Annotated in this window: 20 protein-coding genes and 1 riboswitch; of the genes, 15 read left to right on the top strand and 5 right to left on the bottom strand. The window is 43.1% G+C overall.

Annotated elements, in window-relative coordinates:
- Positions 1 to 5: 5 nt before the first annotated feature.
- Positions 6 to 326: a thioredoxin family protein gene (locus tag FKZ59_RS10785; RefSeq protein ID WP_141602764.1), complete on the bottom strand. Its 321-nt coding sequence runs from the start codon at positions 324 to 326 to the stop codon at positions 6 to 8.
- 315 nt (positions 327 to 641) lie between these two features.
- On the opposite strand from FKZ59_RS10785, the gene FKZ59_RS10780 reads away from it, so the two are divergent.
- The 10 genes from FKZ59_RS10780 to FKZ59_RS10735 all read left to right on the top strand — a co-directional run bounded on the left by FKZ59_RS10780 (position 642) and on the right by FKZ59_RS10735 (position 11,045).
- On the top strand, positions 642 to 3,026 hold the full coding sequence (locus FKZ59_RS10780) for a 3-hydroxyacyl-CoA dehydrogenase/enoyl-CoA hydratase family protein (protein WP_141602763.1): 2,385 nt from the start codon (positions 642 to 644) through the stop codon (positions 3,024 to 3,026).
- A 27-nt stretch (positions 3,027 to 3,053) separates the two neighbouring features.
- Positions 3,054 to 4,229, top strand: coding sequence for an acetyl-CoA C-acetyltransferase (locus tag FKZ59_RS10775; RefSeq protein ID WP_141602762.1), 1,176 nt, complete (start codon positions 3,054 to 3,056; stop codon positions 4,227 to 4,229).
- Positions 4,230 to 4,261: 32 nt separating this feature from the next.
- The gene (locus FKZ59_RS10770) at positions 4,262 to 6,043 is read left to right on the top strand and encodes an acyl-CoA dehydrogenase family protein (protein WP_141602761.1); all 1,782 of its coding nucleotides are present in this window, start codon (positions 4,262 to 4,264) and stop codon (positions 6,041 to 6,043) included.
- Between the two features lie 498 nt (positions 6,044 to 6,541).
- Positions 6,542 to 6,898 carry an arsenate reductase family protein gene (locus tag FKZ59_RS10765; RefSeq protein WP_141602760.1) on the top strand — a complete coding sequence of 119 codons (357 nt, stop codon included), beginning with the start codon at positions 6,542 to 6,544 and terminating at the stop codon, positions 6,896 to 6,898.
- A gap of 67 nt (positions 6,899 to 6,965) precedes the next feature.
- On the top strand, positions 6,966 to 7,346 hold the full coding sequence (gene gcvH / locus FKZ59_RS10760; protein ID WP_141602759.1) for a glycine cleavage system protein GcvH: 381 nt from the start codon (positions 6,966 to 6,968) through the stop codon (positions 7,344 to 7,346).
- Positions 7,347 to 7,460: 114 nt separating this feature from the next.
- Positions 7,461 to 7,802 carry a toprim domain-containing protein gene (locus FKZ59_RS10755; RefSeq protein WP_141602758.1) on the top strand — a complete coding sequence of 114 codons (342 nt, stop codon included), beginning with the start codon at positions 7,461 to 7,463 and terminating at the stop codon, positions 7,800 to 7,802.
- A 17-nt stretch (positions 7,803 to 7,819) separates the two neighbouring features.
- On the top strand, positions 7,820 to 8,122 hold the full coding sequence (locus tag FKZ59_RS10750) for a thioredoxin family protein (protein ID WP_141602757.1): 303 nt from the start codon (positions 7,820 to 7,822) through the stop codon (positions 8,120 to 8,122).
- A 51-nt stretch (positions 8,123 to 8,173) separates the two neighbouring features.
- Positions 8,174 to 8,285: riboswitch (SAM riboswitch) on the top strand.
- 160 nt (positions 8,286 to 8,445) lie between these two features.
- Complete coding sequence (locus FKZ59_RS10745) at positions 8,446 to 9,468, top strand: methionine ABC transporter ATP-binding protein (protein WP_141602756.1); 1,023 nt, start codon at positions 8,446 to 8,448, stop codon at positions 9,466 to 9,468.
- Positions 9,465 to 10,133, top strand: coding sequence for a methionine ABC transporter permease (locus FKZ59_RS10740; protein ID WP_141602755.1), 669 nt, complete (start codon positions 9,465 to 9,467; stop codon positions 10,131 to 10,133). The genes FKZ59_RS10745 and FKZ59_RS10740 overlap by 4 nt, the downstream gene beginning before the upstream one ends.
- Before the next feature lie 57 nt (positions 10,134 to 10,190).
- Positions 10,191 to 11,045: a MetQ/NlpA family ABC transporter substrate-binding protein gene (locus FKZ59_RS10735; RefSeq protein WP_141602754.1), complete on the top strand. Its 855-nt coding sequence runs from the start codon at positions 10,191 to 10,193 to the stop codon at positions 11,043 to 11,045.
- Positions 11,046 to 11,082: 37 nt separating this feature from the next.
- Here the strand turns inward: FKZ59_RS10735 and FKZ59_RS10730 are convergent, their stop codons facing one another.
- A complete protein-coding gene (locus FKZ59_RS10730; RefSeq protein WP_141602753.1) occupies positions 11,083 to 11,985 on the bottom strand; it encodes a LysR family transcriptional regulator in 903 nt (300 codons plus the stop codon).
- Between the two features lie 539 nt (positions 11,986 to 12,524).
- Between FKZ59_RS10730 and sufC the strand changes: the two genes are divergently transcribed.
- From sufC to sufB, 5 genes are read left to right on the top strand one after another with little or no spacing between them, the layout of a single operon-like run.
- Complete coding sequence (gene sufC / locus FKZ59_RS10725; protein WP_141602752.1) at positions 12,525 to 13,313, top strand: Fe-S cluster assembly ATPase SufC; 789 nt, start codon at positions 12,525 to 12,527, stop codon at positions 13,311 to 13,313.
- Positions 13,314 to 13,331: 18 nt separating this feature from the next.
- A complete protein-coding gene (gene sufD / locus FKZ59_RS10720) occupies positions 13,332 to 14,639 on the top strand; it encodes a Fe-S cluster assembly protein SufD (protein ID WP_141602751.1) in 1,308 nt (435 codons plus the stop codon).
- Positions 14,636 to 15,862, top strand: a complete 1,227-nt coding sequence (locus FKZ59_RS10715; RefSeq protein ID WP_141602750.1) for a cysteine desulfurase — start codon at positions 14,636 to 14,638, stop codon at positions 15,860 to 15,862. Before sufD ends, FKZ59_RS10715 begins: the two co-directional genes overlap by 4 nt.
- Positions 15,849 to 16,295: a Fe-S cluster assembly sulfur transfer protein SufU gene (gene sufU, locus FKZ59_RS10710; protein ID WP_141602749.1), complete on the top strand. Its 447-nt coding sequence runs from the start codon at positions 15,849 to 15,851 to the stop codon at positions 16,293 to 16,295. The genes FKZ59_RS10715 and sufU overlap by 14 nt, the downstream gene beginning before the upstream one ends.
- A 20-nt stretch (positions 16,296 to 16,315) precedes the next feature.
- Positions 16,316 to 17,713, top strand: coding sequence for a Fe-S cluster assembly protein SufB (gene sufB / locus FKZ59_RS10705; RefSeq protein ID WP_141602748.1), 1,398 nt, complete (start codon positions 16,316 to 16,318; stop codon positions 17,711 to 17,713).
- 370 nt (positions 17,714 to 18,083) lie between these two features.
- Here the strand turns inward: sufB and cysC are convergent, their stop codons facing one another.
- From cysC to FKZ59_RS10690, 3 genes are read right to left on the bottom strand one after another with little or no spacing between them, the layout of a single operon-like run.
- A complete protein-coding gene (cysC, locus tag FKZ59_RS10700) occupies positions 18,084 to 18,683 on the bottom strand; it encodes an adenylyl-sulfate kinase (protein ID WP_141602747.1) in 600 nt (199 codons plus the stop codon).
- 12 nt (positions 18,684 to 18,695) lie between these two features.
- Entirely contained in the window at positions 18,696 to 19,835 is a 1,140-nt protein-coding gene (sat, locus tag FKZ59_RS10695) for a sulfate adenylyltransferase (RefSeq protein ID WP_141602746.1), read from the bottom strand.
- Between the two features lie 11 nt (positions 19,836 to 19,846).
- A complete protein-coding gene (locus FKZ59_RS10690; RefSeq protein WP_141602745.1) occupies positions 19,847 to 20,551 on the bottom strand; it encodes a phosphoadenylyl-sulfate reductase in 705 nt (234 codons plus the stop codon).
- Positions 20,552 to 20,764 lie beyond the last annotated feature (213 nt).

Here is a 20,764-nt window from a genome sequence, read left to right as displayed (position 1 = left end):
TTTTTTCATACTGTTTGCGCTTCTAAAAAATTCGTTACATCTTCCGGAGTTTTTGCGTTTGCACTATGAAGGTGCGCAAGTTTTTCACCATTTTTAAAAATTAATAAACTAGGAATCCCCAATACCTGATATTGATCCGCGATGTCCGGGAAATTGTCGCGGTTGATTTGATACCATTCATACTGGCTGTATTTTTCAACAATCGGATCGATGAACATGTTCATGCGAGTGCAGTCGGGGCACCAAGTGGCATAAAATTTTACAATCACCGGGCGGTCTTTGCCGATAGTTTCATTAAATTGTTCAACAGTAGTAATTTCTTTCACTTTTTTCTCGCCTCCTTACCTAGTAGTTTACACATTTTGACGATTGTGGAAAAGAAATATGTTTTGGATGAAATGAGAAACTATTAATTAAATTTAGAAAATTAAAATAAAAGGATTGCGAAAAAGTGAAAAATCATCTACACTAGTTACAGGAATAGCTGTTTCATGTATTTTTTTAAACAAAAAATGAATAATCATTCATTTTTTCAATACATCTTTCCGCTATTGGTTGAATAAGTTGTATATGAACAAAGGGGATCAGGCGATGAAAATGAATGATTGTTCATTCAAATGTGAAAAAAGGGGGAATTATTTGTGGCTTACAAAATTGAGAAAGTGGCAGTGATTGGATCCGGCGTCATGGGGTCCGGCATTGCAGCACATTTAGTAAATATCGGCATACCAACATATATGTTAGATATTGTCCCAAAAGAACTGACAAAAGAAGAGGAAGCAAAAGGATTAACGCTTGAGCATCCGGCAGTGCGAAACCGCATCGTGAACAATGCTGTGCAAAAATTGTTGAAACAAAAACCGGCGCCGCTGACATCTCCGAAAAATTTGGCATTATTGACGGTCGGGAATTTGGAGGACGATTTAGACAAGCTGAAAGAAGCGAACTGGATCATTGAAGTTGTTGTTGAAAACCTTGAAGTGAAGCGTAATTTATTCGAAAAAATCGAAAAGGTAAGAAAACCGGGCTCCATCGTCAGCTCCAACACTTCCGGAATCAGCGTAAATAAAATGGTGGAAGGGCGTTCAGAGGAATTTAAAAACCATTTTTTAGGAACGCACTTCTTCAACCCGCCCCGTTACTTGAAATTGCTTGAAATCATTCCGACTGAACATACATTGCCGGAAGTATTGTCTTTCATGAAAACCTTTGCAGAAGACGTACTTGGAAAAGGGGTCGTAATCGGAAAAGATACGCCTAATTTCGTTGCCAACCGCATCGGAACATACGGATTGCAAATTACGCTTCATGAAATGTTGAAACGCGGCTATTCAGTCGGCGAAGTGGATTCAGTGACCGGTCCGATAATCGGAAGACCGAAATCCGCGACATTCCGCACCTTGGATGTTGTAGGACTGGATACGTATATTCATGTGGCCAAAACAGTGTATGACCAAACAACAGGCGATGAGCAGAAAGTGTTTGAAGTGCCTGAACTCATTTTAAAGCTGGTGGAAAAAGGGGCGCTTGGAGCAAAATCAGGCCGTGGATTCTATGTAAAAAAAGGAAAAGATATTTATGAGATTGATCCGGCTACCCTTGAGTATGTGCCTCAAAAGAAATTGCAGGCGCCGTCCATCGAACTGGCAAAACAGACGAAGGGAATTGAAAATCGCCTGAAAACTTTAGTATATGCCAATGACCGTGCAGGGGAGCTTTTATGGAACGTTTTGGCTCCGACGTTGATCTATTCCGGGCAGCTGAACGGCATCATCGCCGATAATATTGTGGAAATCGATAATGCGATGAAATGGGGCTTTGGATGGAGCCATGGACCTTTTGAAATCTGGGATGCGATAGGCGTAGAAAAATCCGTGAAGAAAATGGAAGAAGAAGGACGGGAAGTTCCTCCATTTGTGAAGAAATTATTGGAAAAAGGCTATGAAACTTTCTATAAAGAAGTAGACGGTCAGTTGGCCTACTTTAATGGAGAAAATTATGAAGCCATTCCTGTGAATGAAAAAGTCATAGATTTGAAGCGTTATAAAAAGCGTCATGGAGTGATTAAATCCAATTCAGGAGCCAGCCTGATCGATATCGGTGACGGCATTTTGCTGCTTGAATTCCATTCAAAATCCAATGCGATCGGTCTGGACATCATCCAAATGATCAATTATGCCCTCGATGAGGTCGAAGCCAACTACAAAGGGCTTGTCATCGGCAACCAGGGCAAAAATTTCTGCGTCGGTGCCAACCTCGGCATGATTTTAATGGAAGCCCAGGATGACAACATTTTCGAATTGGATTATGTGGTAAGGGCATTCCAAAAAACGATGCGCCGCATTAAATATTCGAAAAAACCGGTTGTGGCGGCACCTTTCGGCATGACGCTCGGCGGCGGTGCGGAAGTATGCTTGCCTGCAGCGCGCATTCAAGCATCCGTGGAAACATATATGGGGCTTGTGGAAGTCGGCGTTGGACTCATCCCTGGAGGCGGAGGCAACTTGGCTCTCTATGAAAAAACATTGGAAAGCCTGCCAAACGGGGTGGAAATCGATTTGCAGGCAGTGGCCAATAAAGTGTTTGAAACGATTGCCATGGCAAAAGTATCCTCTTCCGCGGAAGAAGCCCGCGAAAATAACTTCCTGGGCAAACAAGATGGCATCTCCGTCAATCCGGATCATTTGATTTATGATGCAAAACAAGTGGCGCTCCAGTTATATGAATCCGGTTATAAACCGCCGGTGAAAAAGAAAATTAAAGTCGTTGGGGCGCCGGGTTATGCAACGCTTCTGCTTGGTGCGCAAAACATGTACACAGGCGGATATATTTCGGAACATGATTTGAAAATTGCGAAAAAGCTTGCTTATGTCATTGCGGGAGGACTTGTGCCATACGGAACAGAGGTGCCGGAAGAATATTTGTTGAATTTGGAACGCCAGGCATTCCTGGAGCTTGTGGCGGATCGGAAATCACAGGAACGTATGCAACATATGCTGGTGACCGGAAAGCCGCTGCGCAATTAATCAAATATAGAACAAAGGGGGATCTACATGAGAGAAGCAGTAATCGTGTCAGGTGCGAGAACGCCGATCGGCAAAGCGAAAAAAGGATCGCTTGCCCAAATGCGTCCTGATGACTTCGGGGCAATCGTTGTAAAAGAAGCAATAAAACGGGCAGGTTATGAGGGAGAAATCGATGATTTAATCATGGGCTGCGCGATGCCGGAAGCGGAGCAGGGAATGAACGTTGCGAGAAATATCGGTGCATTGGCGGGACTCCCTGATACAACGCCGGCAATTACAATCAACCGGTTCTGTTCTTCCGGATTGCAGTCCATTGCTTATGCCGCCGAAAGAATCATGCTCGGACACGCCAAGGCCATTATCGCCGGCGGGGTGGAGTCCATGAGCATGGTGCCGATGATGGGGCATGTGATTCGTCCAAATCCGAAACTTGCCGAAGAAGCACCGCAGTATTACATGAGCATGGGGCATACGGCGGAGGAAGTGGCAAAACGTTATGGTGTGAGCCGTGAAGATCAGGATGAATTTGCCGTCCGGTCACACCAGTTGGCCCATAAGGCGATTCAGGAAGGAAAATTCGAAGAAGAGATCGTTCCAATCGATGTTGTCCAATATTATGTCGATGAAAATAATACGCTAAAAGAGAAACGATTCACCTTTTCGATGGATGAAGGGGTGCGTCCAAATACGACTAAAGAGGTTTTAAGCACATTGCGGCCTGCGTTCAGCCTGAATGGGACGGTGACAGCCGGCAATGCTTCCCAAACGTCGGACGGCGCTGCGGCGCTTCTTGTCATGGATCGGGAAGAAGCGGAAAAGCAAGGTTTGAAACCTTTGGCAAAATTCCTCAGCTTTGCCGTGGGAGGAGTGCCGCCGGAAGTAATGGGAATCGGTCCGATTGAAGCGGTGCCGAAAGCGCTGAAGCTGGCTGGATTAAAGCAGGAGGATATCGATTTATGGGAGCTCAATGAAGCATTTGCGTCCCAATCCATCCAGGTCATCCGCCACTTAGGTCTGGATCTGGATAAAGTCAATGTCAATGGCGGCGCGATCGCGCTTGGACATCCGCTTGGTGCGACAGGGGCCATTTTAACATTGAAATTGATTCATGAATTAAGGCGGCAAGGAAAAAAATACGGCGTCGTGACAATGTGCATCGGCGGAGGCATGGGGGCTGCCGGCGTGTTTGAAGTTTTATATTAATCTAGTCCGAAAAGTATAGGGGAGGAATGGAAATGGTTCAAACAACAGATTATGTAAAGGGCGGAAGCTTTTTAATCGAAGATGTGGATTTGGAAAAAGTGTTTACACCGGAGGATTTTTCCGAAGAGCATTTAATGATTGCAAAAACGACGGAAGAATTTGTGGAAAATGAAGTATTGCCAGTGTTGGATAAACTGGAAAACCACGAGTTTGAACATTCGCGAAAACTGATGGATAAAGCCGGAGAATTGGGACTGCTTGCGACAGACATCCCGGAGGAATACGAAGGATTAGGTTTAGATAAAATCACATCTGCACTTATTGGAGAAAAAATGTCCCGCGCCGGCGGTTTCAGCTTGACGCATGGCGCCCATGTTGGAATCGGTTCTTTGCCGATCGTCCTTTTTGGCAATGAAGAACAAAAGAAAAAATACTTGCCGAAATTGGCAACGGGAGAATGGATTGCGGCTTACGCGCTGACTGAGCCGGGTTCCGGTTCCGATGCGCTCGGTGCGAAAACAACCGCCAGACTGAATGAAGCGGGAACCCATTATATTCTGAACGGAGAAAAACAATGGATTACAAACTCCGGTTTTGCGGATGTATTCGTCGTTTATGCGAAAGTGGACGGCGAGCATTTCACCGCATTCATTGTTGAACGTTCATTCCCAGGGGTTTCCGTCGGTCCCGAAGAAAAGAAAATGGGGATCAAATCTTCATCCACCCGCACATTGATTTTGGAAGATGTTCCAGTTCCGGTGGAAAATGTATTATTTGAAATCGGGCGCGGGCATGTGGTGGCATTCAACATTTTAAATATTGGCCGCTATAAGCTGGGCATCGGTACTGTAGGAGCTTCCAAACGCGCGTTGGAACTTGCCATCCAGTACACAAATCAGCGCAAACAGTTCAACCGGACAATTTCCAGCTTTAATTTAACGAAAGAAAAGCTCGCGACAATGGCTTCACGGCTCTATGCGTCCGAATCCCTCAATTACCGCACGGTCGGCTATTTCGAAAATCGTTTCAACAAGCTTTCCGACGAGGAACAAAAAGATGGAAAAGCGGTGGCAAACGCGGTAGCAGAATATGCCATTGAGTGCTCCATTGCCAAAGTGTTCGGTTCTGAAACGCTGGATTATGTGGCGGATGAAGCGGTGCAGCTTCACGGCGGCTACGGTTTCATGTCCGAGTATGAAGTGGAACGCATTTACCGTGATTCCCGCATCAACCGTATTTTCGAAGGGACAAATGAAATCAACCGCCTGATTATTCCGGGCACTTTCATGAAGAAAGCCTTGAAGGGAGAACTTCCACTGCTTCAGGTGGCGCAAAACTTGCAACAAGAGCTGCTTATGCTCATGCCGGAAGAGGTCGGCGACGCACCGTTAGAGCAGGAAAAATATCTGTTGAAAAACGCGAAGAAAATTGGCATCCTTGCAGCTGGGGTAGCGGCGCAACGATTTGGAACAAAACTTGAAGAAGAGCAGGAAGTATTGGTGAATATCGCAAACATTGCCATTTTGATCTATGCAATGGAATCCGCCATCCTGCGCACGGCTAAAGCGATTGAAAGGGACGGTCTGGAAAAAGCGAAACAAAAATTGTTATACACTCAAATCTTTTGCCAGGAAGCCTTTGCGGAAATTGAAAAAGAAGCAAAAGAAACGATCATTGCTTCCGTTGAGGGAGACAATCAGCGGATCACCCTTTCTGCATTGCGCAAATTGACTCGCCACAATCCATATAATTTGATTTTGAAAAAACGTGAAGCGGCAGAGCGCCTCATTGCGGCGGAAAAATATATTGTGTAATGCCCGATGGTGTCCGGGAGCGGATTTAGATCCGCTCCCGGCATTTTTTGTTTGAATGTCAAAATTCTGTTATGTCCAAGCTGAGTAGGCAAGTGGCCAAGGTGAGGAGTCAAGCCCAAGGGGAATTTTTAAGTGCCCGAGTGTTGAACGCAAGTGCCCAAGGTAAGGAGTTATGTGCCCAAGTGGAGTAGGCAAGCGCCCCAGCTGAGGAATTATGTGCCCAAGTGGAGTAAGCAAAGCCCGAGATAAGGAATTATGTGCCCAAGGTGAGTAGGCAATTGCACGAGCTGGGGAGTTATAAGCAGAAGGTAAGGGGTTATCTGCCAAAGAGGTGATTGCAAGTGCCCAAAAAGGGAAGGATCTGCCCAAGTTTTCATGGATGAAATTCCGTATAAAGCTACAATTTTTACAAAAAATTCTGCTTGAACACATGATTTGAATCATGCATGATAAAAATAAGAGTAGTTAGAAAAATTATGAAAATGAGGAGATATCGAGATGACATTGAAATTTATTCATTATCCGAGATGTACAACTTGCAAAAAAGCGCAAAAATGGCTGGACGAGCATGGAATCCAGTATGAAGCCATCAATATTGTGGAACAAACACCAACGAAAGAAGAACTCAGATCCTATTGGGAAAAAAGCGGAGTGCCGTTGAAAAAGTTTTTTAATACATCCGGCCAAAAGTATAGATCCCTTGGTTTGAAGGATAAACTAAACGAGATGTCCGAGGAAGAACAATTAGATCTGCTTGCTTCTGACGGTATGTTGATTAAACGGCCGATTGTGACGGACGGCGAAAAAGTCACTCTTGGGTTTAAAGAGGAAGAGTTCGAAAAGAATTGGAAGTGACTTGTTTTTACTGTAGAAATATGTCAAACTGTTCTAAAGATTACATATATCAGATGGAGGTTAAAGTATGACAGTACCTAAGGAATTGCGCTATACTTCAGAACATGAATGGGTGAAAGTGGAAGACGGAAAAGTTCGTGTGGGAATCACTGATTTTGCTCAATCCGAGCTTGGAGATATTGTGTTCGTCGAACTTCCTCAAGTGGGTGACGAAGTTCAAATGAATGAACCATTCGGCAGCGTTGAATCCGTAAAAACGGTTTCTGAATTATATGCGCCTGTATCCGGCAAAGTGGTGGAAGTCAATACGGAATTGGAAGACAGCCCTGAACTCGTAAATGAATCTCCATATGAACAAGCGTGGATGATTGTGGTTGAACCGTCAGACGCTTCGCAAATCGACCAATTGCTTACTGCGGAAGAATATGAAAAAATCATTTCAGAATAATTCGGGAAACGCCAGTGAAAAAACTGGCGTTTTTTTAAAATGAAAATATAATAAATAAACAGCCTTTTTATTTCTCTTTCTTCGGTTCCTATCTTAAAATGTGGGGTGAACAATATGCATTATGAAAAATGTATCATTGTAGAAGGTCGATCGGATATGATGAAATTGGCCCCAATTTTAGCGGAAGATGTAAAAATTGTCTGCACAAATGGAACGATTAGTGAAGATGCCCTTCTTGAACTTTTAGAGCCATATGAGGATTGTGAATTATATACTTTTTTTGATGCGGATCAATCCGGTGAAAAGTTGCGGAAGCTGATGAAAAGGATCTATTCCGAAGCGATTCATCTCACCGTTCCGAAAACTTATATCGAAGTTGCCAATGTACCTAGGAAAATGTTGGCCCAATTATTGAAAGACGCAAAATTTGAGGTTCATAAAGAATATTTGGCATAGGAAAGAAATGGTGGAATATGGAAGAATGGACAATCAATACATGGAAAGAAAAAATGAAAAATCATGAAGTAACCGCTTTTTATTTATACACGCCCTTTTGCGGAACATGCAAAGTGGCATCCAAAATGTTGGAAGTGATCGAGGAATTGCTCCCAAACATCCCGATTGGAAAGGCGGACATCAATTTTTTGGAAGATTTCGCTTTCGAACAAAAAATCGAAAGCGTTCCTTGTTTAATTATTACAAAGAACGGAGAAATACGTGAAAAAATATATGCCTTTAAATCCGTACCAAACTTATATGAAAAGTTAACTTTATAGTTGACATATGATAGATTACATGTTACAGTGATTCCATAATTAAATAGGAAACTCTTATTAAGAGTGGTGGAGGGAAGTGCCCTATGAAACCCGGCAACCATCATAGTTCCATATGATAAGGTGCCAAATCACGCAAAGTATTGTTTACTTTGAAAGATAAGAGGAAGTTTTACGGATCTTTAGTGCGGGCAGTTCAACTTCCCTTCTACTTATAACAAAAAGTAGGAGGTTTTTTTATTGAAATATTCAGCTTTTATGTACATAATGCTGTAGTTGGAGTTTAAAAAATTTACATATTGCGGTTTATAAAAGGAGTACTTGGAATGATCGAGGTAAAAGATGTCACGAAAGTTTACAAAACAAAGAACGGGGAATTGACCGCAGTTGATCATGTAAGTTTGTCCATTCAAAAAGGTGAAATTTTCGGAATCATCGGATATAGCGGCGCCGGGAAAAGTACGTTAATCCGCCTTTTGAACGGGCTTGAAAAACCGACGAGCGGTTCCGTTGTTGTCAATGATCTTGAAATATCATCCATCAAAGGGAAAGAATTGCGCAAAGCCCGCCAAAAAATCAGCATGATTTTCCAACATTTTAATTTGTTATGGTCCAGGACGGTGGCTGAAAATATTGCCTTCCCATTGGAAATTGCCGGAGTTCCGAAAGCCGAAAGGGAAAAAAGGGTTAAAGAACTGATCGAGCTGGTAGGGTTGAAAGGCAGGGAAGATGCTTATCCATCCCAGCTTTCCGGCGGACAAAAGCAGCGTGTGGGAATTGCGAGGGCTTTGGCAAACAATCCGGAAGTGCTGCTTTGCGATGAGGCGACAAGCGCGCTGGATCCGGAAACGACTGATTCCATTTTGAGCCTGTTATCCGATATTAATGAGCGTCTTGGTCTCACCATCGTGCTCATTACCCATGAAATGCATGTCATCCGCAAAATTTGCCATCGCGTGGCGGTCATGCAGGCAGGACGCATTGTAGAGCAGGGAAGCGTGCTCGAGGTGTTCCGGAATCCTCAGGCGGAAATTACGAAAAATTTTGTCATGCAGGTGTCCGATTCAAGAGAAGCAAAAGAAGCCATCAAACATATCCTAAAAAATTATCCGGCCGGAAAAGTCGTAAAATTAACGTTCGTCGGAAATACTTCAGGCCAGCCCGTCATTTCTTATTTAATTAAAGAATTTCAAATCAATGTGAACATCCTTTACGGCAATATATCCGAAACAATGGACGGCCCTTATGGTACGTTGATTGTCCAGCTTGACGGCGATCCGGAAAATGTTGAAAAGGCTATGGAAAAACTGAAAACGATGAATATTCAGGCGGAGGTGATTACGAAATGATGGAAACGTTATTTCCGAATGTTAAATGGCACATCATGTGGCAGGCGACGTACGATACGATCTATATGACGGTTGTTTCCACGGCGGTCACCTTCGTTCTTGGCTTATTGATCGGCATATTGCTGTTTTTAACCAGCCCGAATCAGATTTGGGCGAACAAAATCGTTCATTTCTTGACGGGATCGCTTGTCAATATTTTCCGATCCATACCGTTTATCATCTTAATCATTCTGTTGATTCCATTTACGAAGTTTTTGCTTGGTACCATCCGCGGAGTAAATGCCGCATTGCCGGCGTTGATTGTCGGTTCGGCTCCATTCTATGCCCGGCTTGTATTGATCGCCTTCCGGGAAGTGGACAAGGGAGTCATTGAAGCGGCGAGATCAATGGGTGCCAATACTTTCACAATTATTTGGAAAGTATTGATACCGGAATCAAAACCTGCGCTTATATCCGGGATTACGGTGACGGCCGTTGCCCTTGTCGGATACACGGCGATGGCGGGCATTATCGGTGCGGGCGGTCTCGGAAACCTGGCATTTCTGGAAGGATTCCAACGAAGCCGCGAAGATGTGACATTGATGGCAACGATTTTAATTTTGATTATCGTGTTTGTGATTCAATGGATCGGAGACACGATCACCGCAAAAACGGACAAACGTTAACGGGTGATGAGGCAAAAGCCGTTCACATAAAAAATTTTAGGAAAAGGAGTAAGAGGCATGAAGAAAATCTTCTCATTCTTGTTGTTATCCGTGCTCGTTCTCGCATTGGCGGCATGCGGTACAAAAGAAGATTCAAAATCTTCATCTGATGAAGGAACAAAAGAAGATGGAAAAGAAAAAGTGACTTTAAAAGTGGGTGCTTCCCATACACCGCATGCGGAGATTTTGAAAAAAGCCAAACCTATTTTGGAAAAAGAAGGAATTGAACTGGAAATTGAAGAATATCAAGACTATGTATTGCCAAACGAAGATTTGAACAATGGCGACCTTGATGCAAACTACTTCCAACACATTCCGTATCTTGAACAAAAAGTGGCCGAAGAAGGTTATGATCTAGTCAATGCTGGCGGTATCCACATCGAACCGATCGGCATCTACTCCAAAAAATATAAATCTTTGGATGAACTGCCTGATGGTGCGACAATCCTGATTTCAAACTCAATTCCTGACCATGGCCGCATTTTATCATTGCTTGAAGCGCAAGGTTTAATCAAATTAAAAGACGGCATTGATAAAACAAAAGCCACATTGGATGATATTGTAGAAAATCCGAAAAACTTGAAAATCGAAGCAACTGATGCTCCGGAAATGATGGTTACTTACTATGAAAATGAAGAGGGAGATGCGGTTGTCATCAACTCCAACTTCGCCATCGATGCCGGCATTAATCCATTGAAAGATTCCATTGCCATTGAGGGCAGCGATTCACCTTATGCAAATGTGATTGCCGTGCGCAAAGGCGACGAAAACCGCGAAGAAATCAAAAAATTGGTAGAAGTATTGCGCTCCAAAGAAATCCAAGACTTCATTCTTGAAGAATGGGGCGGCTCTGTCGTTCCTGTAAATAAATAAAAAAAGCCTCCTAATCATGGGAGGCTTTTTTAGGCACTTATTGAAATTGATTCAATCTGGAGAAGAATGATTGAACAAATTTGAGAAACACTTGTTCGGAAGGGGCCAATTCCCGGTTGGCCGGATAAATGATGCCTACATTGCGCGTAATGCTTGGATTGTCGATTTTCATTTTGATCGTTAACCGGGGAGTAGAATCGTAGAAGGAACTTTCAGGAAGCAATGTTACGCCTATTCCCGCTGCAACAAGCCCTTTTAAGGCATCCATATCCTCCCCGACGGAAATGACTTTTGGAGAAAAGCCTGCAGATTTGCATGCATCTACTACCACTTTATGTAGAATGTATCCTTCAGGGAAAAGGACAAAGTGATCATTTCGGAGTTCATCCAATTGTATTTTGTCGCGTTTCGCCAGACGATGATTTGCCGGAAGCAAAGCGCAAATATTTTCGTTAAATAAAATCAAAGAATTGATTGTTTCATCTTTGCGCGGCACCGGTCCCAAAAAGGCGAGGTTCAGTTCCCGGTTTCTTACGGCCTCTATTAAATACCGGTAAGATCCCTGCCGCAAGTGGAATGATACATCCGGATATTCTTTCTTAAAAGCGGAGATTACTGTCGGCAAGACGTAACTTGCGAGACTGGTAGGAAACCCGATTTTGATGGATCCCCGTTCCGGATCCAAATATTCTTCCACTTGTTTTACCGCAAAATCGATGGCATTAAGCGCCGTTATGGCATGTTCCAAAAAGATTTTTCCGATCGGTGTCAGTTTTACGTTTCGCCCGACCCGTTCAAAAAGTGCCGTTCCGAGCTCTTCTTCCAAATTCGCAATCTGTCTGCTGACAGCGGATTGGGCGACGTGAAGATGCTCCGCCGCTTCCGAAATATGTTCCCGTTCAGCCACTTCCACGAAGTAACGCAATTGACGTAATTCCAGAATGCTCCCCCCTAATCATCTAAAAACGAGATGAGTCTATGTAATATATATATGCAATTTTTATATTAAAAGAAATTTATTTAAAAGTAAACGATAGAAATGTTCGATGCTGTTTGAAGTTTTAACACTTTTTTGCAAGATGGAAAGAAATAAATGCTACATTAAAAATTTATTAAATAACAATTATTCAAAAAAATTATTTGGCACAAATGATGGAATTGTACAATTCAGGAAATGCGATGATATGATTTCTAAGGTTAACGGGTCTTGCGTAAAATTTAACTTATTAATAATAATTCTCAATTAGTTTTGGTTTATTGAAAATAAATCAACCTGCTTTTTACAAATCCTCGGGTGAGATAAACTGATTGAAGATTTGGAAATCCTAATATTGGTGGGGATTTTTCTGATTTATGGGTTTTAAAGTCTAAATGTTTTGCATGCTTACTTGATTTCGGTTAAGATTAGAATGATAATAAATTAGTAATGGTACTACTTAACGATGGTACTACCAACCATAAAAAGATGGAGGTATATAGATGTCTACTTTAGTAATCAAAGATCTTCATGTAGCAATTGAAGGTAAGGAGATTTTAAAAGGCGTAAATTTAACGATCAATACAAACGAAGTACATGCGATCATGGGGCCTAATGGTACTGGTAAATCCACTTTGGCAGCGGCCATTATGGGTCATCCGAAATATGAAGTGATTCAAGGTACAATTGAAATAGATGGACAAAATGTTTTGGAGATGGAAGTGGACGAACGCGCAAAAGCGGGTCTTTTCCTTGCGATGCAATATCCATCTGAAATCTCCGGTGTAACAAATGCCGACTTTATCCGTTCCGCAATCAATGCCCGCCGCGGGGAAGGCAATGAAATTTCCATCATGCAATTTATTCGCGAATTGGACAAGACGATGGAATTCTTGGAAATGGATTCGGAAATGGCTCAACGTTACTTGAATGAAGGTTTCTCAGGCGGTGAAAAGAAGCGCAATGAAATTCTTCAAATGATGATGTTAAAGCCGACTTTTGCGATTTTGGACGAAATCGACTCCGGTCTTGATATAGATGCGTTAAAAGTTGTCGCGAAAGGCGTCAACGCTATGCGCGGAGAAAACTTCGGCTGCCTGCTTATTACGCACTACCAACGTTTGCTCAACTACATCACTCCGGATTATGTACATGTGATGATGCAAGGACGTGTCGTAAAATCCGGCGGACCTGAGCTAGCGAAAAAACTTGAAGCAGAAGGTTATGAATGGATTAAAAAGGAATTAGGCATTGAAAACACAGATGCAGTAATTGAAAAAGAAGAAGTTTAATTTGGGAGGACGATTCATATGTCGATTGAAACAAAATTGGCATTTTCAGCTAGCGAAGTCCGCTCGTTCTCTGAGTCAAACAATGAACCGAAATGGTTTGCGGACCTGCGTGCGGCTGCTATCGAAAAGGCTGCTGAACTGCCAATGCCAAAACCGGATAAAACGAACATCGAAAAATGGGATTTTATCAACTTCCCTAAACATACGGTAAAAAGCGATCTTTTCGCAATCGAAGAATTGCCTGAAGAAGTAAAGGAATTAATCGATATTGATTACCAGGAGAACCTTTATATTCAACGGAACAATACGCCGGCAGTTTTGAAACTTTCCGAAGAGCTGAAGGCTCAAGGCGTTATATTTACAGATTTCTTAACGGCCGTTCGTGAACATGGCGACTTGGTCCAAAAGTATTTCATGACAACGGCTGTCAAATCGGACGAGCATAGATTGGCCGCTTACCATGCGGCATTGGTTAACGGCGGAGTGTTTTTATATATTCCGAAAAACGTTGTCATTGAAAAGCCGATTCAAGTGGTGTTCCTCCACGATGACGAAGAGGCTTCATTATTCAACCATGTGTTGATTGTTGCGGATCAGAATTCATCCGTGACTTATGTGGAAAACTATTTATCGACGGTTGAAACTGCAAAAGGTCAGGCGAACTTGATTGAAGAAGTGATCGCATTGGATAATGCGCAAGTCACTTTCGGTGCGGTGGATGTGCTTGCCAAAGGATTTACGACTTATGTGAATCGCCGCGCCCATTTAAACCGGGATGCAAAAATCAATTGGGCATTAGGTTTAATGAATAATTCCAACACAATTTCCGAAAATATTACACATCTTGTCGGAGACGGTTCATCCGCGGATACAAAAACAGTCGTGGTCGCCACAGGTGAACAGAAGCAAAACTTCACGACTGAAGTCCGTCATTGGGGCAAAAATTCCGAAGGGTTCATTTTAACCCACGGCGTAGTGAAAGATGCTGCCCAGACGATTTTTAACGGAATCGGCAAAATCGAACATGGAGCTTCCAAATCGAATGCACAACAAGAATCCCGTGTGTTGATGCTTTCTGGTAAAGCCCGCGGGGATGCCAATCCGATTTTGTTAATCGATGAAAATGATGTCATGGCAGGACACGCCGCTTCCGTCGGACGGGTGGATCCTACTCAGCTTTACTACATGATGAGCCGAGGAATTTCCAAAGAAGAGGCAGAGCGCCTGATCATCCACGGATTCCTTGCACCGGTTGTCAATTCGCTGCCGATCGAAGGCGTTAAAAAGCAATTAACAAAGGTTATTGAAGGGAAAGTTCGCAAATGAATGAATACCGAAAAGATTTTCCGATTTTAAATCAGGAAGTAAACGGCCATCCGCTTGTTTACCTTGACAGCGCCGCCACGTCCCAAAAGCCTGTGCAAGTGCTGGAAGTTGTCCGCAAATATTATGATTTTGATAATGCCAATGTGCACCGCGGCGTCCACACTTTAGGAAACCGCGCGACAGATGCGTACGAAGGAGCGCGGGAAAAAGTCCGCAAATTTATCAATGCGAAATCAACGAAAGAAATCATCTATACCCGGGGAACTACCACATCCATCAATACTGTTGCCAGCTCCTACGGAAGACAGAATATACAGGAAGGCGACGAAATTGTCATTACCTACATGGAACATCATTCGAACCTGATTCCATGGCAGCAGCTTGCGAAAGAGAAAAAGGCCGTTTTAAAATATATTGATTTGGAAGAAGACGGTACCATTTCATTGGAAACGGTGAAAAAAACCGTTACGCCAAAAACGAAGATTGTGGCGATGACTATGGCTTCCAATGTGCTTGGCACCATCAATCCGATTAAAGAAGTAGCGGCCATTGCCCATGAAAACGGCGCCGTGATGGTGGTGGACGCGGCCCAGGCGGCACCTCATATGAAGATTGATGTGCAAGATTTGGATTGCGACTTTTTGGCATTCTCAGGCCATAAAATGTGCGCTCCTACAGGAATCGGTATTCTTTACGGCAAACAGGAACTGCTGGAAAAAACAGAACCGATCGAATTTGGCGGAGAAATGATCGATTTCGTGGATTTGTATGATTCCACTTGGAAAGAGCTTCCTTGGAAGTTTGAAGGCGGTACGCCGAACATTGCAGGAGCCATTGGTTTGGGAGCTGCCATCGATTATCTGACAAATATCGGTATGGAAAGAATCAGACAGCATGAACATGATCTGGTGGCATATGCGTTGTCTGAAATGGAGAAAATCGAAGGAATCCATATTTACGGTCCGAAAGACCCGGATAAACGTTGCGGTCTTATCACTTTCAATTTAGATGGCGTGCATCCTCACGATCTTGCAACGGTTCTTGATATGAGAGGCATTGCCATCCGTGCAGGACACCACTGTGCACAGCCGTTGATGAAATGGTTGAATGTTTCTGCAACTGCACGGGCAAGCTTCTATCTCTATAACAATAAAGAAGATATCGATGCACTCGTTGAAGGATTGCGCGCAGCGAAGGAGTATTTCAACAATGTCTTTGAATAATTTGGATCAATTATATCGCGCGGTCATCATGGAGCATTACAAAAAGCCCCGCAATAAAGGGCATTTGGATGAGAATAATGTGACGGTGGATATGAATAACCCTACTTGCGGTGACCGCATTCACCTTACATTAAAAATCAATGATGACGGAATTGTGGAAGATGCCAAATTTGACGGCGAAGGTTGTTCGATTTCCATGTCATCCGCTTCGATGATGACGGAAATCATTAAAGGGAAAAAAATTGATGAAGCTCTTGAACTGGCAGATGTGTTTTCAAAAATGATGCTTGGGCAGGAAATCGATGACGAAACTTTGGAAAAATTGGGAGATATCGCTGCTCTGCAAGGCGTTTCCAAGTTTCCTGCCCGCATTAAATGCGCAACCCTTGCCTGGAAAGCGCTCGAAAAAGGGGTAAGGAAAGAGCAAAATTAACTTTGAACGGAGGAGAAAACATGGCAAAAAACGTGCCTGATATTGGCGATTACAAATACGGTTTCCGCGACAAGGACGTTTCTGTATTCCGTTCAAAACGTGGATTAACTGAAGAAATCGTCCGTGAAATTTCCAAAATGAAAAATGAGCCGGAATGGATGCTCGAGTCCCGCTTAAAGGCTCTTGAAATATTCTATTCAAAACCGATGCCACAATGGGGCGGCGACCTATCGGAATTAAATTTTGATGAAATCACTTACTATGTAAAACCTACGGAAGCGACTCAACGTTCCTGGGATGAAGTTCCGGAAGAGATTAAAAGAACGTTCGACCGGTTGGGTATTCCGGAAGCGGAACAAAAATATCTTGCAGGGGTTTCTGCCCAATACGAGTCCGAAGTCGTTTACCACAATATGAAAAAAGAGCTTGAGGAAAAAGGGATTATCTTTAAAGATACAGACTCAGCTTTGAAAGAAAACGAAGAGCTGTTCAAAAAATATTGGGGAACAGTGGTACCGGCATCTGACAATAAATTTGCCGCGTTAAATACGGCGGTTTGGTCCGGCGGTTCCTTCATCTATGTTCCGCCAGGCGTCAAAGTGGATACTCCGCTTCAGGCATACTTCCGTATCAACTCCGAAAATATGGGACAATTCGAACGGACTTTGATCATCGTGGACGAAGGCGCATCCGTCCACTATGTAGAAGGATGTACGGCACCGATTTATTCAACAAGTTCCCTTCACTCGGCGGTTGTGGAAATCATCGTGAAAAAAGATGCCTACTGCCGTTATACTACCATCCAAAACTGGTCCAACAACGTGTACAACTTGGTGACAAAGCGTACGGTTGTTGAAGAAAACGGTACAATGGAATGGATTGACGGCAACATCGGTTCCAAATTGACAATGAAATATCCTGCCTGCATCCTGAAAGGGGAAGGCGCCCGCGGCATGACATTGTCAATCGCGTTGGCTGGCAAAGGCCAGCATCAGGACGCCGGCGCGAAAATGATTCACTTGGCGCCAAACACATCCTCCACAATCGTGTCAAAATCCATTTCGAAACAAGGAGGTAAAGTGACATACCGCGGTATTGTCCGCTTCGGTCCGAAAGCAAGCGGCGCCCGTGCGAATATCGAATGCGACACATTGATTTTGGATAACCAATCCACTTCCGATACAATTCCATACAACGAAATTATGAATGACAACGTGTCCCTTGAGCACGAAGCGAAAGTATCCAAAGTGTCCGAAGAGCAATTATTCTATTTGATGAGCCGCGGCATTTCCGAACAGGAAGCGACGGAAATGATCGTTATGGGATTCATTGAACCATTCACCCGCGAACTTCCAATGGAATACGCTGTGGAAATGAACCGCTTGATCAAGTTCGAAATGGAAGGTTCAATTGGTTAAGGCTTGAAATATCAACGTTTATAAGGTCTTTGGTCATTCGGGAAATACCGATCGACCACAAATTGGCCAACAAAATTACCGCATTTCCAAGTGTTTTTGTAAGGTCGAGTGCATTCCGCTCGACCTTTTTTGTTAAGTATCTGCGGTAGCTTTGAGTTTTCATAACCTAAACGTTCAGAAACATGTTTATTTTACTTAGCTGGAAGAATTTATTGGGATAATCTTTTGGATATATAATGCAAAAAACGGTAAGCATCTAAATAAAAGAACGTTAATTTGCAATGAAAAAAGCAGGGCAAATATTGCCCTGCTTCATCTATTTTATAGGGGAGTTTTCTGTTTGATTTATGGCGGATCATTTGTGAGCTTCTTATTTGATATAACCTTTATCAATTAAAAACTGAATCAGCTGATTTTTGCATTCCTCAACGGAATTCTTTTCGCTGTCCACGACGATTTCCGGATTGTCCGGCGCTTCATAAGGGGCGCTGATGCCCGTAAAGTTTGGAATTTCATTGTTTCTCGCTTTTTTGTAAAGTCCTTTTGGATCTCTTCGTTCACATTCTTCAATGGAACATTGAACATACACTTCGATGAATTCGCCGTCTTCCACAAGGGATCTGACCAAAGCCCGGTCTTCTTTATATGGCGAGATGAAAGCCGTCAGCACGATTTGTCCGCTTTCAACAAATAATTTGGAAACTTCACCGATGCGGCGGATGTTTTCCTTTCTGGATTGTTCGTCAAATCCCAAATCTTTGTTCAGACCGTGGCGAATGTTGTCTCCGTCAAGGACAAAAGCCTGATTGCCGCGGTCAAACAATTCTTTTGCCACGGCATTGGCAATCGTGGATTTTCCGGATGCGGATAGTCCCGTAAACCATAGAATGAAACTATGGTGTCCGTTCTTCTTGCGATAATCTTCTTTCGTGATGGATGTATCGTGCCAAACGATGTTTTTCGAACTCATTGTGACAACTCCTTATGAATGAACTTCTTCCCTTAGACCGCGAATCAACACTTCCACCACTTCCTTGCGGCTGAAAGTGCTTGGAGGGATTTCTCCGTTGCGAAGCATTTCGCGTACTTTCGTTCCGGATAAAATAATGCGGGTTGATGCATCATGAGGGCATGTTTTGGTTGTGGCCATGCCGTCACATGCTGTGCAGTAGAAGCTGTGTTCAAATTTTAGTGGAATGATGCCGATTTCTTCCGGAGTGAAGTTATCAAATATTTTTTGGGCGTCATATGTGCCGTAATAGTTTCCGACACCCGCATGGTCGCGCCCTACGATAAAGTGGGTGCAGCCATAATTTTTGCGGACCAATGCATGGAAAATCGCTTCCCTTGGACCCGCATAGCGCATTGCGGCAAGGAAGACTCCCAAGTGCACCCGATCTTTCGGATAATAATGGTCGAGCAATACTTGATAGCTCTCCATCCGGATATGGGCCGGAATATCGTCGGATTTTGTTTCTCCGACCAAAGGATTTAAGAAAAGTCCGTCAACGATTTCCAATGCCACTTTTTGGATGTATTCATGGGCGCGGTGTACCGGATTTCTTGTTTGGAATCCTACAACGGTTTTCCAGCCTTTTTTCTCAAAAAGTTCTCGTGTTTCGATTGGATCGAATGTGAATTCAGGGAATTGTTTTTTTGTTTTTTTGACAAGGGTGATTTTTCCTCCGACATATACATCCGGACGGTCAAACAATTTTTTCACGCCAGGGTGGTTCAAATCATCTGTACCGTAGACTTTTTTTGCTTCAACTGTTTTATCCGGTTTGTAAATATCCTGGATTTCAATGATTCCGTAAACTACGCCGTTGGATACCAGTTTCGCTTTATCACCGATTTTTAACGTGGCAGCAAGTTCTTCCGTTACCGGAAGCGTAATCGGAATGCTCCACACAATGCCGTTTGCAAGGCGCATGTTTTCCACAACGCTTTTATAATCTTCCTGCGTCAGGAAGCCGTCGATCGGGCTGTATGCCCCTACCCCGATCAGCTCCAAATCGCTTAACGCAATTCCATCAAGGGGGATTTCTTTTTGAAGATGTTCATACGGTTCATTCGGATCGTATGCGTTAATTAATACACCGCCATGTGGTTGAATTGTCATTTTTGTTCCTCCTAATCTGTGTGTAATCCGCATTCTGTTTTGTTTAATCCCGCCCATCTGCCTGAACGCAAATCGTCCAAAGTAAAAGCGGGCTTTGTGCAATAGGCGCATCCGATGCTCGGATAACCCTGGTCATGGAGCGGGTTGTATACAAGCTGATGTTTTCCTACATAGCGCCACACATCTTTCCATGTCCAATGAATCAACGGGCAGATTTTGATGGATTTGAATTTATTATCCTTATTGATAAAATTCACATGTTTTCTTGTTTCGGATTGTTCGCGCCGCAAACCGGAAATCCATGCTTTTGCCCCGGTCAATGTTTCCCGGAGGGGAATGATTTTCCGGAGTTCACAGCATTTATTCGGATCTTTTTTCCATAGCTCATCCCCATACAGTTTTGCCTGTTCTTCCAAAGAAAGGGACGGTTTCTTTAATTCTATATTTAATAGAGGATACCTTTCTTTTACCCTTTCAATGGTTTCATAAGTTTCTTTAAAATGCACTTCCGTGTCGAGAAAGACGATGTGGGCATCGGGCTTCACTATTGAAATCAGGTCGATGAGCACGATGCCTTCAATGCCGAAACTGCAGGCATAAATGACATCGTCGCCGTATTGGTCATAAGCCCACTGAAGCACGTTCAGGGCGCCTTTATACGTTTCATCGACTTCAAAATCGATCGTTGAATCTTGCCATGTCTCGTAAGTTAACATAACTACTCCTCCTTTCAAATGAAAGAGGGCGTTTTAATGTAACAAAAATCAAACCGATTACATTAAAACACCTCTAGTTTTCTAGTCGGCGTCATATCCAAAAAGGGAATTAAAAATTTTAATTTAAAGTATACTATTTTAATTGAAATTATCAATATTAAAATTCAAATTTATGTAATTTGTTTAATAATTTTTTAAAAACCATGTTGACTA

The organism is Ureibacillus terrenus (assembly GCF_006569205.1).
In the GTDB taxonomy this organism is placed as follows: Bacteria; Bacillota; Bacilli; order Bacillales_A; family Planococcaceae; genus Ureibacillus; species Ureibacillus terrenus.
This window is presented reverse-complemented; position numbering and strand designations above follow the sequence as displayed.